The 15916-nt window shown below is 67.2% G+C and carries 13 protein-coding genes and 1 pseudogene; 11 read left to right on the top strand and 3 right to left on the bottom strand.

The annotated features are described in order from the left end of the window. The first annotated feature begins 130 nt into the window (after positions 1-130). The 11 genes and pseudogenes from AC1DCU_RS10290 (at position 131) to AC1DCU_RS10240 (ending at position 12487) form a co-directional block, all read left to right on the top strand. The gene (locus tag AC1DCU_RS10290) at positions 131-535 is read left to right on the top strand and encodes a hypothetical protein (RefSeq protein ID WP_099783125.1); all 405 of its coding nucleotides are present in this window, start codon (positions 131-133) and stop codon (positions 533-535) included. Positions 536-688: 153 nt separating this feature from the next. Then, the gene (locus AC1DCU_RS10285; protein WP_032975842.1) at positions 689-2971 is read left to right on the top strand and encodes a TonB-dependent receptor; all 2283 of its coding nucleotides are present in this window, start codon (positions 689-691) and stop codon (positions 2969-2971) included. A 70-nt stretch (positions 2972-3041) separates the two neighbouring features. Further along, a complete protein-coding gene (locus tag AC1DCU_RS10280; RefSeq protein ID WP_032975841.1) occupies positions 3042-3761 on the top strand; it encodes a tetratricopeptide repeat protein in 720 nt (239 codons plus the stop codon). 10 nt (positions 3762-3771) lie between these two features. After that, complete coding sequence (locus AC1DCU_RS10275; protein WP_032975840.1) at positions 3772-4449, top strand: Fe2+-dependent dioxygenase; 678 nt, start codon at positions 3772-3774, stop codon at positions 4447-4449. A 172-nt stretch (positions 4450-4621) separates the two neighbouring features. After that, entirely contained in the window at positions 4622-5017 is a 396-nt protein-coding gene (locus tag AC1DCU_RS10270; protein ID WP_032951575.1) for a hypothetical protein, read from the top strand. Between the two features lie 148 nt (positions 5018-5165). Then, positions 5166-7583, top strand: a pseudogene (locus AC1DCU_RS10265) (TonB-dependent receptor domain-containing protein); the annotation flags it as partial. 149 nt (positions 7584-7732) lie between these two features. Then, positions 7733-8371, top strand: coding sequence for a PepSY-associated TM helix domain-containing protein (locus tag AC1DCU_RS10260; RefSeq protein WP_442252065.1), 639 nt, complete (start codon positions 7733-7735; stop codon positions 8369-8371). A 40-nt stretch (positions 8372-8411) separates the two neighbouring features. After that, the gene (locus AC1DCU_RS10255; protein WP_032975835.1) at positions 8412-8930 is read left to right on the top strand and encodes a DUF2271 domain-containing protein; all 519 of its coding nucleotides are present in this window, start codon (positions 8412-8414) and stop codon (positions 8928-8930) included. Positions 8931-9055: 125 nt separating this feature from the next. Continuing rightward, complete coding sequence (locus tag AC1DCU_RS10250) at positions 9056-9859, top strand: DUF4198 domain-containing protein (protein WP_025873992.1); 804 nt, start codon at positions 9056-9058, stop codon at positions 9857-9859. Positions 9860-9914: 55 nt separating this feature from the next. Beyond that, positions 9915-10886 (top strand): FAD:protein FMN transferase, encoded by a 972-nt coding sequence (locus AC1DCU_RS10245; RefSeq protein WP_442252066.1) that lies wholly within the window; start codon positions 9915-9917, stop codon positions 10884-10886. Continuing rightward, complete coding sequence (locus AC1DCU_RS10240; RefSeq protein ID WP_442252067.1) at positions 10883-12487, top strand: sulfite reductase subunit alpha; 1605 nt, start codon at positions 10883-10885, stop codon at positions 12485-12487. The genes AC1DCU_RS10245 and AC1DCU_RS10240 overlap by 4 nt, the downstream gene beginning before the upstream one ends. Positions 12488-13136: 649 nt before the next feature. On the opposite strand, the gene AC1DCU_RS10235 is transcribed toward AC1DCU_RS10240, so the two are convergent. Genes AC1DCU_RS10235 through AC1DCU_RS10225 form a run of 3 tightly spaced genes read right to left on the bottom strand, consistent with a single transcriptional unit; the run spans position 13137 to position 15590 of the window. Then, a complete protein-coding gene (locus tag AC1DCU_RS10235; protein ID WP_032975832.1) occupies positions 13137-13745 on the bottom strand; it encodes a HutD/Ves family protein in 609 nt (202 codons plus the stop codon). A gap of 34 nt (positions 13746-13779) precedes the next feature. Next, on the bottom strand, positions 13780-14505 hold the full coding sequence (locus tag AC1DCU_RS10230) for a murein L,D-transpeptidase catalytic domain family protein (RefSeq protein ID WP_025873996.1): 726 nt from the start codon (positions 14503-14505) through the stop codon (positions 13780-13782). Positions 14506-14522: 17 nt separating this feature from the next. Next, positions 14523-15590 carry a L,D-transpeptidase gene (locus tag AC1DCU_RS10225; protein WP_105164937.1) on the bottom strand — a complete coding sequence of 356 codons (1068 nt, stop codon included), beginning with the start codon at positions 15588-15590 and terminating at the stop codon, positions 14523-14525. Between the last annotated feature and the right edge of the window lie 326 nt (positions 15591-15916).

Raw genomic sequence — 15916 nt, 5'->3', positions numbered from 1 at the left:
ACTGGAACAGCCTGAGGGCCCTGCCAGGGCCTTTCGGGTCCGTTCCGGGTGGCCTGCCACACCCGTACATGCGAATCATTATCGTTGATGTTATCCTACGTAACATCTTCGTAACGCCTCCGCCTGCGCCATGGCTTCGTCCGCGCCCACTGCCACGCTGTGCCAGCTCGCCCGTCAGGGGTGGCCGCTGCTTGTGGCCGCGCTGCTGACGCTGCTGCTGGGCTGGTCGGCGTTGCACGAAGGGCGTGGCGGCCACACCGCCAACGCCGGCTGGCAGGCGCATCTGGACAACATGGACCAGGCCGCTCCGCTGCCGGCTCCTTCCAGCGACGAATGCCCCCACCACGCTGTGCCGGCCCCGGAACCTCCGCTGGACGGTGAGAGCGGCACGCCCTGTACCGGCGCTGCGCCGCCGCGCGCTGCGCTGGTGGCCCACATCCCGCTGTGGCACTCCGATGCCCTGCGCTGGCAGCGGCACGACCCCTCGCTGCGCCTGAATCCCGGCCACGCACCTCCGGCTCCGCACGCCATCTGAGGCGCCCTGCGGCCATTGCCGTGCGCCTCGCCTCGTCTGAACTGCCGCCAGGCATGGCCTGGCACTGCCCGAACCTCGCCGCCGCCATCGCGCCATTGAGTCGTGCTGGCCAGCTCTCGCTCATTCCCCATCCAAGCCACCGCCAACCTACCCATGACCCACATCAAGACCCGCAAGTACGCACCTCGCGTTTCCGTACTGGCCACCGCCACCCTCGCCGCCGGCTTCGCGCCGCTGGCCGCGCAGGCCGCCGACGACGCCGGCGCCAGCAAGGCCACCGAGCTGGACAAGGTCCAGGTGCGCGGCAGCTGGTTCAACCCGTCCTCGCCGAAGTTCACCGCCGCGCTGCTGGACACTCCGAAGTCGGTCTCGATCGTCTCGGAGAAGCTGATCGCCGAAACCGGTGCGACCAACCTGCAGGATGCGCTGCGCATGGTCCCGGGCATCACCTTCGGCGCCGGCGAAGGCGGCAACCCGACCGGTGACCGCCCCTTCATCCGCGGCTTCGACTCGCAGAGCAACATGTTCGTCGATGGCCTGCGCGACGTCGGTTCACAGACCCGCGAAGTGTTCGACCTGGAGCAGGTGGAAGTGGTCAAGGGCCCGAGCTCGGCCTACGGCGGTCGTGACTCCGGTGGTGGCAGCCTCAACCTGGTCAGCAAGACCCCGAAGCTGAAGAACGAGACCACTGCCAGCATGGGCATCGGCACCGACAGCTACGCACGCGGCACCGTGGATGCCAACTACGTGCTGGGCGATGGCATCGCCGCACGCCTGAACCTGATGAAGCACGAGTCGGACATTGCCGGTCGTGACGCGGCCAACGTCAGCCGCTGGGGCATCGCGCCGTCGATCGCGTTCGGCCTGAACGGCCCGGCGCAGCTGATCGCCAGCCACTACCACATGCAGAGCGACGACCTGCCCGACGCAGGCGGCTTCCCGTATGGCAACCCGAACGGCGCGCCGGTGTCGAAGTGGGTGGACGGCCGCCCGATGGTGCCCGACCGCAACAACTACTACGGCCTGGTGGACCGCGATTTCCAGCGCACCCGCGCCGACATCAGCACGCTGGACGGCAGCTACGACTTCGGCAGCCACAAGCTGCGCAACATCGCGCGCCTGGGCAACACCAGCAACGATTACCTGTGGACCCAGCCGGACGACAGCCAGGGCAACCCGAACAACTACGGCACCTTGTGGCGTCGTACCAACAGCCGCGCCGTCGACGTCAAGAGCTTCGCCGACCAGCTGAGCCTGACCGGCAGCTTCCAGACCGGTGCACTGAAGCACAGCTACAGCGCCGGCGCGGAATACAGCGACGAGAAGATGACCCGTGGCAGCTACCTGATGACCCCGGGCACCAACAATCCGCTGACCAACAGCAGCAAGTGCCCGACCACCGGCGCGGCCACCGGCTACAACTGCACCAGCTTCGACAACCCGAACCCGAACGATCCGTGGGCGGCCACCCATGCGGTGTACCGCAGCGACAAGGCGCTGGACGTCGAGCAGCGCACCAAGACCAAGTCCGCTTACCTGTTCGACACCATCGAACTGAACGCGCAGTGGATGATCAACGTCGGCCTGCGTTACGACGACTTCTCCACCACCCTGACCACCCCGGTGGCCGGCAAGGCGCCGACCCGCGTGCGCAACGACAATGACTTCCTGAACTACCAGGCCGGCATTGTCTTCAAGCCGACCGCCAACGGCAGCATCTACCTGTCCTACGGCACCTCCTCCACCCCGCCGGGCATGGACGGTGGCGATGGTTCCGATGGCCTCAGCGCGGCCGTGGCCGACCTCAAGCCGCAGGACACCAAGAACCTCGAACTGGGTACCAAGTGGGACCTGTTCGACAACCGCCTGAACCTGACCGCGGCGATCTTCCACACCGTGATGGACAACGCGCGCGTGACCGTCGACAACGGCACCAGCCAGAACGCCGGCAAGAAGGAAATCAACGGCGTGGAACTGGGCTTCACCGGCCAGCTGACCGACGCCTGGAGCCTGTACGGCGGCTACACCTACCTGGATTCGGAACTGAAGGACAACGGCTTCGTCTGCGCCGTGTCCGGCCGTACCTGCCCGTCCAACATCTACGTGCCCTCGCCGTACAACGGCAACGTGTTCCCGAACACCGCCAAGCACAGCGCCACCCTGTGGACCACCTACCGCTTCCCGTTCGGCCTGACCGTCGGCGCCGGCGCCAACTACTCCGACAAGCAGTACGGTGATGTGGCCAACACCAAGTGGATCCCCAGCTACACCCGCTTCGATGCGATGGCCAGCTACGCGATCCAGGACAACATCAGCCTGCAGTTGAACGTGCAGAACCTGACCGACAAGACCTACTTCACCAAGGCCTACGCGTCGCACTACGCGAGCATCGCCCCGGGTCGTTCGGCCACCCTGGCACTGAACGTGAAGTTCTGATGTAACCCGCAGCACCCACGCGGCGGCAGGATCTCCTGCCGCCGTTTTTGTTTCCGGCGATACTCCGCGCATGGCTTCCAACATCCCCTTTGATTCCGACGCCCTGACCGACCTGCTGCTGCACGAGCCGCAGGCTGCCTTCGCGCGCGTCCGCGATGCGGCGCAGGCCGGGCAGGTCGAGGCACAGCTGCTGCTGGCGCAGATGCACATGGAAGGCAAAGGCACGCCCCAGGACGCTGCTGCGGCCCTGCTCTGGTACGAGACTGCAGCCAACAACGGCGCGCCGATGGCGATGAACATGCTTGGCCGCTGCCATGAGCTGGGCCAGGGCACCACCGCCAATCCTTCGCTCGCAGCGGTCTGGTACCGGCGCGCCGCCGACACCGGACTGGACTGGGGCCTGTACAACCTGGCCAACCTGCTGGCCACCGGCCGCGGCGTACCACAGGACCGTGCACAGGCACTGGCGCTGTACACCCGCGCGGCCCATCTGGGCCACGCCAAATCGATGAACCTGCTGGCCCGGCATCTGGAAGATGGATTGGACACCGGTCGCGATCCGCAGGCTGCACTGGGCTGGTATCGGCGCGCGGCCGAGGCCGGCGATTTCCGCGGCCAGGCCAACTACGCCTCCATCCTTCTGCAGGCCGGTGAGATCGAACAGGCCGTGCACTGGCTGCAGTTGGCGCTGCAGCACGGCAGTCCCGCGTTCATGGCACATATCGTGCCCGAGCTGGCCGCCTCACCCTACCCGCAGGTGCGCGCGCTGGTCGCACCGTCTGCTTGCTGAGGACTTCCGCATGCTGCTGCACATCCCCGACATCCTCAGCGCCGGACAGGTGGCTGACATCCGCCGCAGGCTCGACGCAGCCGACTGGACCGATGGCCGCGAGACCGTCGGCCACCTCGGCGCGCAGGCCAAGCACAACCAGCAGCTGCCTGAAGCTTCGCCGCTGCGCCGCGAACTGGGCGAAACCATTCTGGTGGCCCTGGCACGGCATCCGCTGTTCTTCAGCGCCGCGCTGCCCTTGAAGTACCTGCCACCGCGCTTCAACCGCTACAGCGGCGGCGGCACCTACGGCTTCCACGTCGATGGCGCGGTGATGAACCTGGCCAACGGCGAGCAGCTGCGCTCGGACATCTCCTGCACGCTGTTCCTGTCCGACCCGGACGAGTACGACGGCGGTGAGCTGATCATCAGTGATACGTACGGCGAGCACGAAGTGAAATTGCCGGCCGGTGATCTGATCGTGTATCCCTCCAGCAGCCTGCACAAGGTCAATCCGGTCACCCGCGGTGCGCGCGTGGCCTCGTTCTTCTGGGTGCAGAGCATGATCCGCGACGATGTGCAGCGTCGTCTGCTGTGGGAGATGGATACTTCCATCGAGCGCCTGCGGCAGACCAATGGCGATGCCGACGCGGTGCTGCAGCTGACCGGCGTGTACCACAATCTGCTGCGACGCTGGAGCGAGGTCTGAACCGATCAGGCCACCCCTGCGGCAATTTGGCAATCATTCTCATTTGCAACGGCTAACGGGTCTCATTACAATCACGCCCCGTTGACGCCGGATGTTCCGGCCAGCCAGGGATCTCCGCTTGCGTCGCCCGTTCCGCCCTCGCCCGCTTCGGCTTGTACAGCTCGGCACCGCCATGCGCGGCCGTCGGCCTGCGCTGGCCAGCCTGCTGGCGTGGGTGGCGATGTTGACGCTGTTGCTGGGCACCCTGCCGCTGCTACCGGTCGCCCATGCCGCCGCGCCGCAGGCGCTGCAGCAGCCGCTGGAAGAGCGCGGCGGCGAAAGCCCTTTGCAGGAAGAAGCGCCGGCCAAACTGCGGCGCTGCGCCTCGGCACCGGCCAAGTCCACGGACAAGCCGATCCCGCCGCTGTTGCTGGCCAGCCACTGGCTGCGCACCGAACTTGATCTGGTTCCCTCCGCGTCGGTTCCCTCCGGCGCGCGTCCGCACTGGCCGCTGGCCGTACCGGACATGCCCTGGGCCGATGCGCCCGGGCGCCGCCAGCAACGCGGCCAGGCGCCGCCGCTCGCCTGATCCACGGCACGCCGTGACCGCCTGCGCGGTTGCGACGGCTCACCGCTGCCTGTTTCGCCCCTGCCGCCCCTGACCGGGCCATCCCTGCCCTGCCGTGCGCGTTCCGCGCCCTGCATCGCGCTGCCCTACATCCTTCGAGGTATCTGCCATGGCCCAGCGCCATCGTGTCCGTTCGTCCCTGTCCCGACATCTGTTGACCAGCGCTGTGCTGGCTGCGGTCGCGGCGCCCGCCTACGCCAATGGTGCCGCCAGCGGCGCGCCGCAGACGCTGGACAAGGTGGTGGTGACCGCCTCCGGTTTCGAGCAGAAGGTAGTCGATGCACCGGCCAGCATCAGCGTGGTCAGCCGCGAAGAGCTGAGCAAGCGCCCTTACACCAGCCTGGTCGACGCCCTGCGCGACGTCGAAGGCATCGACGTCGGCCTGGAAGCCACCGACAAGAACGGCCGCGCCACCATCTCCATGCGCGGCCTGCCGTCGGAGTACACCCTGGTGCTGATCGACGGTCGCCGCCAGAGCAACGCCGGCCAGCTGTATCCGAACAACTTCGGTGGTGGCCAGTTCGCCTACCTGCCGCCGCTGGATGCGATCGAGCGCATCGAAGTGGTGCGCGGCCCGATGTCCACGCTGTACGGCTCGGATGCAATGGGCGGCGTCATCAACATCATCACCCGCCGCAACCAGGACAGCTGGCACGGCGCGGTCACCCAGGGCTTCACCGTGCAGCAGGACGACCAGTTCGGCGACGCGCGCAGCACCGATCTGTACCTGAGCGGCCCGCTGGTCAAGGATCGCCTGGGCCTGGCCGTGCGCGGCAGCTACTACGACGCCAAGGCATCCAATCCCGAATGGGATGCGCTGACCCTGCCCGACGGCACGCTGTGGGAACGCAGCATCGGTTTCGGTGGCGGCGGCAAATCGGTGGCCAACACCAACTGGAACACCGGCGTGCGCCTGAACTTCCATGTCAACGACGACCACGAACTGTGGCTGGACTACGACGTCTCACGCCAGAAGTACGACAACAGCGAAGGCCAGACCGGCACCCTCGACAGCCTGGCCAGCCTGTGGCGCGTGGGCAACGCGGTGGTTCCGAACCCGAATGGCAGCGGCACCGTCACCCGCCGCGTGGTGCAGCCGCGCGTGGGCTACACCGCCTACCAGCGCTATGAGCGCGACCAGCTCTCGCTGACCCATCAAGGCCGCTACAGCTTCGGCACCTGGCAGACCTCGTTGACCCACAGCAAGAGCAACAACCTCGGCCGCTCGCTGCCGCTGACGCTGGACGAGCGCGCCGGCCTGCAGACCCTGTGGAACGACGTCTGCCGCCGCACCGGTGCCGCCAACAACTGTGCCGCCGGCCGCAACAACGGCCTGGCCGCACTCAACGCCAGCGAACAGGCACGCCTGCAGGCGTTCCTGCCGCGGCCGCTGCGCACCATGGAACTGGAAGGCTACGTGCTGGACACGATGCTCGACCTCGACTTCGGTGCGCACAAGCTGACCGTGGGCGGCCAATACAACGACACCGACATGGTGGACGGCGTGTTCGGCATGGACGGTGCCGGCTACCGCAGCAACACCAAACAGAAGCACCGCATGTGGGCGCTGTTCGCCGAGGACAACTGGTCGCTGACCGACACCCTGACCGCCACCTTCGGCCTGCGCTACGACAACCACAACATCTTCGGCAGCCACCTCAGCCCGCGCGGCTACCTGGTCTGGAATGCCACCGATGCCTGGACCTTCAAGGGTGGCGTCAGCACCGGCTACAAGACCCCGCGTCCGGACCAGCTGTTCCCCGGCATCACCGGCTTTGGTGGCCAGGGCGTGCTGCCGCTGGTGGGCTCGCCGAACCTGAAGCCGGAAACCAGCACCAACTACGAGCTGGCCGCCTATTACGAGGGCCAGCGCTGGGGCTTCAACGTCACCGGTTTCATCAACAAGTTCGAAGACAAGATCGCCAGCGGCGGCACGTTCCCCAACTGTGAAGTCGCGCCGGCCGGCAGTGGCTACTGCGTGGACATCGGCCCGGGCTGGGCGTCGCTGGGCTACAGCACCTTCACCCAGAGCGTGAACATCGACAAGGCCGAGACACGTGGCGCAGAACTGGCCGGCCACGTCGACCTGCTGGACACCCTGCAGCTGCGCGGCAACTACACCTGGACCAAGAGCGAGCAGACCGCCGGTTCCGGCAAGGGCCTGCCGATCACCGGCACCATGCCGGCCAAGCACATGGCCAACGCCAGCCTCAACTGGCAGCTCAACGATGCCATCAGCCTGTCGCTGATCGGCGAAGGCCGCTACGACCGCTACCGCGACACGATCCTTGATGCCGCCGGCGCCAGTCATACCCGCTACTACGAGGACTACACCCTCTTCCACCTCGGTGGCAGCTGGAAGGCCACGCAGTGGCTGACGGTCAACGCGCGGGTCAACAACCTGTTCGACAAGAACTTCGTCTCGCAGTCGTGCCTGCTGACCAGCCCCAGCGAATACAACTGCGTGGACGACTACGCCACCAAGGACCAGCGCCGCAGCTACTGGATCTCGCTCAACGCGAAGTTCTGGCCGGCAACCGCGCGATGTTCTCAGGTGGCATGGGATTGCCGGCCAGCGGCCGGCACTACCCTTTCAGAGATACACAACGACATCTAATTGCGAGCAATTCTCATCAATGATGTAATGACCAGTATTCATCCGTCCCGAATCGTGCCGTGAGCCGTCCCGCATCTTCCACCGTGCAGCAGCAGCAGAGCCGCGGCTTCTGGCTGCGTACCCTGCACCAGTGGCACTGGATCAGCTCTGCGGTCTGCCTGATCGGCATGCTGCTGTTCGCGGTGACCGGTCTGACGCTGAACCATGCAGCAAAGATCGAGGCCAAGCCACAGGTGCAGAACCAGCACCTGGAACTGCCGGCCGAACTGCTCGGCGGCCTGGGCTCCCGCGAGGACGGCAATGCACCACTGCCACGCCCGGCCCGGCAATGGCTCGACGGTCAGCTGGGCATCTCCATCGGCGGTCGACCCGCCGAATGGTCGGCCGAGGAAATCTATCTGTCACTGCCACGCCCCGGCGGCGACGCCTGGTTGAGCATCGACCGCGAAACCGGCGCGGTGGAGTACGAATCCACCTCGCGCGGCGCGGTGTCCTATCTCAACGACCTGCACAAGGGCCGCAATGCCGGCCCCGCATGGGGCTGGTTCCTGGACGTGTTCGCCGTCGCCTGCCTGGTGTTCTGCATCACCGGCCTGTTCCTGCTGCACCTGCATGCGCGGCAGCGACGCATGACCTGGCCACTGGTCGGCCTGGGCCTGATGATCCCGCTGCTGATCGCCCTGCTGCTGATCCACTGACTTCCACCGTGACTTCCATCCGTTCTTCCGGAGCCGCCCCATGCGCGTCACCCTGACCATCGCCCTCAGCGGCCTGCTGGCCACCTCGCCGGCTTACGCCACCACCCTCGACATCAACGTCGAAGTGCCCAAGCTCAACGTGGCCGAGTACCACCGCCCGTATGTGGCGGTGTGGCTGGAAGGCGCCGACCAGAAGGTCGCCGCCAACCTGTCGGTCTGGTACCAGCAGACCAGCAACAGCGAAGGCCATGGCACCAAGTGGCTGCCCGACCTGCGCCAGTGGTGGCGCAAGAGCGGCCGCACCCTGCAGGTGCCGGTGGACGGCGTGACCGGCCCGACCCGCCCGGCCGGCAAGCACGCGCTGTCGTTCAACGACAAGCAGCCCGCACTGAAGCAGCTGGCCCCGGGCAACTACACCCTGGTGGTGGAAGCGGTGCGCGAAGTCGGCGGCCGTGAACTGCTGAAGATTCCCTTCACCTGGCCGGCCACCGCCGCACAGAACGGCCGCGCGCAGGGCGCCACCGAACTGGGCCAGGTCACCCTCGCCGTCAAACCGTAATTGCCTGAGCCGGGGTCAGAGCCCTTTCCGCTGGAAAGGGATCCGCCCCCATCGCAGCACCCCAGGGGTCGGATCACTTCCGCAGGAAGGGCTCTGACCCCATCAATCACCCTGGAGTCTTCCGCATGAAGCGCACGCTCGTCCTCGCCGCCGCTCTGGCCGCTGCCCTTCCCTTCTCTGCCCTGGCCCACAAGGCCTGGCTGCTGCCCTCGCAGACCGTGATCGCCGGCAACGCGCCGTGGATCACCGTCGACGGTGCGGTCTCCAACGACCTGTTCTACTTCAATCACGTGCCGCTGCGCCTCGAATCGGTGGTCATCACCGCCCCGGACGGCAGCACCGTGCAGGCGCAGAACGCGGCCACCGGCAAGTACCGCAGCGTGTTCGACGTCGAGCTGAAGCAGCAGGGCACCTACCGCATCGCCTCGGTCAACGACGGCCTGTCGGCCACCTATGAGCTGAACGGCGAGCGCAAGCGCTGGCGCGGTACCGCCGCTACCTTCGGCGAACTGCCCAAGGATGCGAAGAAGCTGGAAGTGAGCCAGTCGGTCGGCCGCGTGGAGACCTTCGTCACCAACGGGGCGCCGAACGACACCGCGCTGAAGCCGACCAACCGCGGCATCGAACTGGTGGCCGTCGGTCACCCGAACGACCTGTTCGCCGGCGAGGAAGCCACCTTCCGCGTACTGGTCGACGGCAAGCCGACCGCAGGCCTGGAGTTCGAGATCGTGCGCGGCGGCACCCGCTACCGCAACGCGCAGGACGAGCAGAAGCTGACCAGCGACGCCAAGGGCGAGATCAAGGTGACCTGGCCGGAAGCCGGCATGTACTGGCTGGAAACCGGCACCGAGGACAAGAAGACCTCGGTCAAGCAGGCCGCCAAGCGCCGCCTCAGCTACGTCGCCACGCTGGAAGTGCTGCCGCAGTAAAGACAGCGCTGCGATACCCGGCACGCCCTGGTATCGCAGCCTGCCACGCATGCCCATGACCTCTACCGCACTCGACATCGCCCGGCTGGGCGGCACCACCATGGGCACCACCTGGAGCGTGTCGCTGGTCGTACCGCGCCAGCGCGACCTGCATCCACTGCATGCTGGCATCCAGGCACGTCTGGATGAAGTGGTCGCGCAGATGAGCACCTGGGAAGCGGGTTCCGACCTGAGCCGCTACAACCGTGCCGACGCAGGTCAGTACCTCGTGCTTCCCATCGAAACACGCCATGTGTTGGCCTGCGCGCAGGCCATCGCTGCAGCCAGCGGCGGTGCGTTCGACCCCACCGTCGGCCCGCTGGTGGCGCTGTGGGGCTTCGGCGCCCATGCCGGCGCACGGCGCGCACCCGATGCCGCCACGTTGCAGGCAACCCGTGCACGCTGCGGCTGGCAGCGCCTGCACTGGCAGGACGATGCGCTGCTGCAGCCCGGTGGCCTGGAGCTGGATCTTTCGGCGATCGCCAAGGGCTTCGGCGTCGACCACGTCGCCGCCTGGCTGCGCGGCCAGGGTATCGATGCCGCACTGATTGAAGTCGGTGGGGAACTGGCCGGTTACGGCCGCAAGCCGGACGGCCAGCCGTGGCGCGTGCTGGTGGAGTCGGCGCCGGAAGAAGATGCCCACACCGATACGCCACCGCGTGTCCTGGCGCTGGACGGAAAGGCGGTGGCCACCTCCGGCGATCGCTGGCACCACTATCACGACGATGACGTGGCCTACAGCCACAGCCTTGACCCGCGCAGCGGCACGCCGGTACGGCAGGTCGCAGCCGCCGTCACCGTGGTCGCCAGCGACGCGATGCACGCTGACGCCTGGGCCACCGCGCTGACCGTACTCGGCCGCGATGCAGGCATCGCGCTGGCAGAGCGCGAGGGGTTGGCCGCGCGCTATCTGGAACGCACCACCACCGGCCCACGCGAAACCCTCAGCAGCGCCTTCCAGCAGCTGCTGGATGAGCAGGCTGGATGAGCATGCGTTTCCCGCGCGCGACCGTTGGCAACGTCATGGTGCTGGCCCTGCTGGCCGTGATCGGCGGGGCACTGCTGCGTCTGCACCTGGGCGAAGCGTGGTGGCAGGGTGCACCGCCGGCTCGGCAATGGGGCATCGCGCTGGCCGCCACTGCGCTGTATCTGCTGGCGTGTGGCGTGCTGTGGTGGCGCAGCCGTCCGCGCGACGACACGCCCGAAGGCGGCAACCCACCGATGCTGCTGGTCTGGTCCAGCCAGACCGGCTTCGCCCGCGAACTGGCCGAGCGCAGTGCGCAGGCTCTGCGCTCGGCCGGCATGCCGGTGCGCCTGCGCGGTCTGCATGAGGTCGATGCCACCCTGCTGGCGGGCAGCGCGCGTGTACTGTTCATCGTCAGCACCACCGGCGAAGGCGATGCACCCGACCACGCCCTGCCCTTCCTGCGCAAGGTAATGAGCACGCAGCCGCCGCTGCAGCACGTGCAGTACGGGGTGCTCGCACTGGGCGATCGCAGCTACGGGCATTTCTGCGCGTTCGGCCACCAGCTGCATGACTGGCTGCGCCAGCACGGAGCACATCCGCTGTTCGATGCCATTGAAGTCGACAACGCCGATCCAGCTGCCCTGCGCCACTGGCAGCAACTGCTTGGCCAGCTCGGCGGCGGCGCGAGCGAACTTCCCGATTGGACACCGGCCGAGTACCAGCCGTGGACGCTGCTGCAGCGTACCCACCTCAACCCCGGCAGCGCCGGTGGTCCGGTCTATTGGCTGCGCCTGCAGCCCCCGACCGGCAGCGGCGCGCAGTGGCAGGCCGGTGACATCGCCGAGGTCGGTCCGCAGCATGCCGAACAGAGCACGCGCGACTGGCTGCAGACGCAGGGCTTCGACGCGGACACCGTGTTGGACGACGGCACTACGCTGCTCGCCCGCGTTGCGCGCTCGCACCTGCCGTCATTGGTTGCAGCAGGCGATCTGCCTGGGCTGTTGGCGGCCCTGCAGCCCCTGCCACATCGCGAATACTCCATCGCCTCGGTGATGGACGACGGCGCGGTGGAACTGCTGCTGCGCCGACAGCTGCGTGCCGATGGCACGCCGGGCATCGGCAGTGGCTGGCTGTGCGACCACGCCGCCATCGGCGGGCCGGTACAGATGCGCCTGCGCCGCAACGAGAATTTCCATGGCGTCGCCGCTGATGTTCCACTGCTGCTGATCGGCAACGGCACCGGTATCGCCGGCCTGCGCGCGCACCTGCACGAACGCGCACTCATTGGCGGTGCCCGCACCTGGCTGTTGTTCGGCGAACGCTCGGCCGCGCATGATTTCCACTTCGGCGATGAACTGCAGGCGATGCTCGGCAACGACACGCTGACCCGCCTGGATACGGTATTCAGCCGTGATGGCGGCGCACATCGCTACGTGCAGGATCGCCTGCTGGCCGAAGCATCCACGCTGCGGCAGTGGGTCGATGACGGCGCGACGATCCTGGTCTGCGGCAGCCTGCAGGGCATGGCCCCGGCAGTGGATGCGGTGATCGAGCAGGTGCTCGGTGCCGACGGCAAGGAAGCGCTGCTGCTGGCCGGTCGTTACCGGCGCGACGTGTATTGAGCGAACGTTTGGGGCAAACCGCCTCTTGTGGGTGCGAACTGCCTCCTGGTGGGTGCGAACCTTGGTTGGCACCCTGCTGCGATATCGGCTGCTGCATCCACGCATGGCGTGGATCTACTGAACGGCTGGCGGCGATCCCTTGTTCGCACCCTGCTGCGATATCGGCTGCTGCATCCACGCATGGCGTGGATCTACCGAACGGCTGGCGGCGATCCCTTGTTGGCACTCTGCTGCGATATCGGCTGCTGCATCCACGCATGGCGTGGATCTACTGAACGGCTGGCGGCGATCCCTTGTCCGCACCTGCGATATCGGCCGCCGCATCCACGCATGGCGTGGATCTACTGAACGGCTGGCGGCGATCCCTTGTTCGCACCCTGCTGCGATATCGGCTGCTGCATCCACGCATGGCGTGGATCTACTGAACGGCTGGCGGCGATCCCTTGTTCGCACCCTGCTGCGATATCGGCTGCTGCATCCACGCATGGCGTGGATCTACTGAACGGCTGGCGGCGATCCCTTGTCCGCACCTGCGATATCGGCCGCCGCATCCACGCATGGCGTGGATCTACGCGGATCCAAGGTGACAACCATGCTGCAGTAGATCCACGCCATGCGTGGATGATTGCCTCCGGGCGCCGACGCTGGCTCAGCCGCCCGCCGCGCTCACCCGTATCGCCAACAACTCGCCGCCGCCCTGCAATGCATGCCGCTGACGCTCACCGGCGGCCAACCACGCGGTATCGCCGGCCTGCATCGCAGGCAATCCGCTGTCCGCGCCGAACGTGGCCTGCCCGCCCAACAGGTGTAGGGCCCAGGCCACGCCCGGCTCGCAGAAGAAGAACATCGGCCCGACCAGTGGACGATGCAGCAGCTCGGCCTGCAGCAGTCCGCGCTTCCACATCAGGTTGAAATCGTGGGTGGTGCCGTCCACCAGCTCGCCGTGCAGCGCAGCTTCACCGGCAAAACGCACGCGCCCATGCGGTGGCAGCACCTCGGCTACGCGGCCGTCCTCGAAACGCAGGCGCACGCCATTGCCCTGCAGCAGCACCAGTTCGCGCTCGACGCCCGGGAATGCGGAAAACGCGGCGTCCTGCTCGATCTCGGCCACCGACAGGCGCAACGCCCAATCATCGCCCTGCGCTGGCAACCGCAGGATCTCGCGGGTCCAGCCGAGGCCGTTGCGCCAGCGTTCGCGGCGGTAGTCCAGGCTGGAAATCACCTGGCTCGGGGTCTGCAACAGGGAGTCGATGTTCATGCGCGCATTGCATCATGCCGCGCGCCGTAACGCATCAACGCGTTGCAAGACCCGCAGCCGTACCGCAATCGCCGCCCAGCAGCTGTGAGTGCTTGAGCCAGTCCTTGTCGGGGTAGTACGCAAACACCATCGTGCCGCCTCGCAGCGCGTCGATCAGCGGCTTGGCCACCGACAACCGCACCGCCGGGCAGCCCAGACTGCGCCCCAACCGCCCCTGCAACTGCGCAGTGGACGGATTCACATACGGCGCACCGTGGATGACGATGGCGCGCTCGCGCGCACGATCGTTGAACCCCGGCTCCAATCCTGCCAGGCGCAGCGAATAGCCGTTGCCGCCCATGTAGGTTTCCTGCGCGGTGAACGCACCGATGCTGGACATGAAGCTGCCATCGCGGTTGGAGAAATGTTCGGTGCGGTTCTCGCCGCTGTTGCGGCCGTGCGCCACCCACTCCTCGAACAACAGCCGCTGGCGGGCGAGATCGAAGACCCACATCCGCGGCTCGGTGGACGGCCGCGAGTAATCGATCACGCTCAGGCGTTCACTGCTGACTCCCAGCTCCGGCCGCTGCAGTGCGCAGCGCATGGCGTGGGCAGCCAACTGCAGAACCCGACGGTCCGCCTTGGGCGCGGTGCGTGCCAGCTGCGCGGCGAGGTCGTCGGCGCTGATGGCGGCAATGGGCGTCTGTGCCCCGGCCGGGGCGCTGGCAGTGGTTGCCAGCAGGCCAAGGGCGGCCAGCCGGCACAGGCGGGAAGCAGACATGGGCACGTAGGGAGGTCTCAGGACCCCTTGAGGGTGGACGCTGGCGGCTCTGATTCCAAGACCGGCTGCATTCCCGATTCAGCCGCGCTTGGGCGCACCGCCGGCAGCGACGTCACCAGCAGGGTCGTGCCCGGCACCAGTACCTGGTACAGCTGGCGGGCGAAATCGGCCGGCAGGGCCATCGGCAACGACGGCGTGGCCAGCAGGTCCGGCGTGGCCTGGGCGCGGTCCTGGCCGAGCAGCGGATAGGCCGTCCACTGGTGCAGGCGCTGCTGTGCATCAAGCGGGCTGGGCGTATCGCTGTAGCCCTGGCCCATCACGAACAGGGTGGTGCCCTGGAACGCTGGCAGCGCGTCGGCCTTCAGCGGCGACTCACCGATCATCACGCCATCGCGCAGCACGTACAGGCGCTGGTCGTGCAGGCTGACCAGGATGCCGACCTGGCCACTGGGTGCGGCCGCATCATCCCACCAGGCCTTGTCGGGAGCACCGCCCTCGCCTTCCGGCAGGGCCTGGCCGCGTGCATTCACCGGCGCCAGCACCGCCGGATAGGCCAGCGTCATCGGCGCGCTCTTGGCATCGGCCACGACCACCGTATCGCCGCGCTTGGTTTCGCTGAACAGCTTCTGGGCGAAGGCCTGCGGCAGGCGCACGCAGCCATGCGAGGCCGGATGCCCGGGCAGGCTGCCGCCGTGAAGGGCGATGCCGTCCCAGGTCAGCCGCTGCATGTACGGCATGGGTGCGCTGTTGTAGAGGTTGGAGCGGTGGTCCTTGTCCTTCTGCAGGATGGTGAACACACCGGTCGGCGTCTCATGGCCGGTCTTGCCCGAGCTGATCGTGGTCAGGCCGATGGCAATGCCATTGCGGTACACGTAAGCCCGTTGCTCATCCAGGCTCACCACCAGCACGATCGGACCGGCCGGCGAGACTTCCGGATGCCACAGGTACTCGCCCGGCTTGAGGTCGGTCGGCCCGCGTACTTCGGAGGTCGTGGCCACGACAGGCTTGGAGGGTGCGGCCGCCTGTGCGGCGCACGGCAGTGCCAAGGCCACGGCGAGCATCAAGGTCAAACGGTGCAGGTGCATCCAGCAGGTTCCATTCCATGCGAAGACCCCACCGTACACCATGGGCACGTCGCAGCCGCGCCAAAAGAAATTGCCCGGCGACACAGCCATGTGTCGTACCGGGCAATCGTCACGTCCCTGTCGGCCTGCTGCCACCCCCTCGCATCCTGCGAAGCGGGGGCGGCGTTGCATCCTGCACGCGGCCGCGTCTGTCCTGTTTGTATCTCAGCCCCTTCCACAGGTCTGTGATGCCACCATCCTGGTGATTGGTGCCGCATCCCTGCGACGGTCGGCGGCTGCAGCCATCCTGTCCGCAGCCATTGAACCTGCATCCTGCAGATTCCGAC

It is taken from the genome of Stenotrophomonas sp. 10L48 (genome assembly GCF_056395105.1).
Note: the sequence above shows the minus strand (reverse complement) of the source record. Positions and strands in the feature narration are given on the sequence as shown.

Bases quoted from the DNA above. Each gene is read 5' to 3' on its own strand.
- AC1DCU_RS10270 (WP_032951575.1), top strand. From the start codon at position 4,622: ATGCGCGGCCGTCGGCCTGCGCTGGCCAGCCTGCTGGCGTGGGTGGCG.
- AC1DCU_RS10285 (WP_032975842.1), top strand. From the start codon at position 689: ATGACCCACATCAAGACCCGCAAGTACGCACCTCGCGTTTCCGTACTG.
- AC1DCU_RS10290 (WP_099783125.1), top strand. From the start codon at position 131: ATGGCTTCGTCCGCGCCCACTGCCACGCTGTGCCAGCTCGCCCGTCAG.
- AC1DCU_RS10255 (WP_032975835.1), top strand. From the start codon at position 8,412: ATGCGCGTCACCCTGACCATCGCCCTCAGCGGCCTGCTGGCCACCTCG.
- AC1DCU_RS10245 (WP_442252066.1), top strand. From the start codon at position 9,915: ATGACCTCTACCGCACTCGACATCGCCCGGCTGGGCGGCACCACCATG.
- AC1DCU_RS10235 (WP_032975832.1), bottom strand. From the start codon at position 13,745: ATGAACATCGACTCCCTGTTGCAGACCCCGAGCCAGGTGATTTCCAGC.
- AC1DCU_RS10240 (WP_442252067.1), top strand. From the start codon at position 10,883: ATGAGCATGCGTTTCCCGCGCGCGACCGTTGGCAACGTCATGGTGCTG.
- AC1DCU_RS10280 (WP_032975841.1), top strand. From the start codon at position 3,042: ATGGCTTCCAACATCCCCTTTGATTCCGACGCCCTGACCGACCTGCTG.
- AC1DCU_RS10250 (WP_025873992.1), top strand. From the start codon at position 9,056: ATGAAGCGCACGCTCGTCCTCGCCGCCGCTCTGGCCGCTGCCCTTCCC.
- AC1DCU_RS10225 (WP_105164937.1), bottom strand. From the start codon at position 15,590: ATGCACCTGCACCGTTTGACCTTGATGCTCGCCGTGGCCTTGGCACTG.
- AC1DCU_RS10275 (WP_032975840.1), top strand. From the start codon at position 3,772: ATGCTGCTGCACATCCCCGACATCCTCAGCGCCGGACAGGTGGCTGAC.
- AC1DCU_RS10230 (WP_025873996.1), bottom strand. From the start codon at position 14,505: ATGTCTGCTTCCCGCCTGTGCCGGCTGGCCGCCCTTGGCCTGCTGGCA.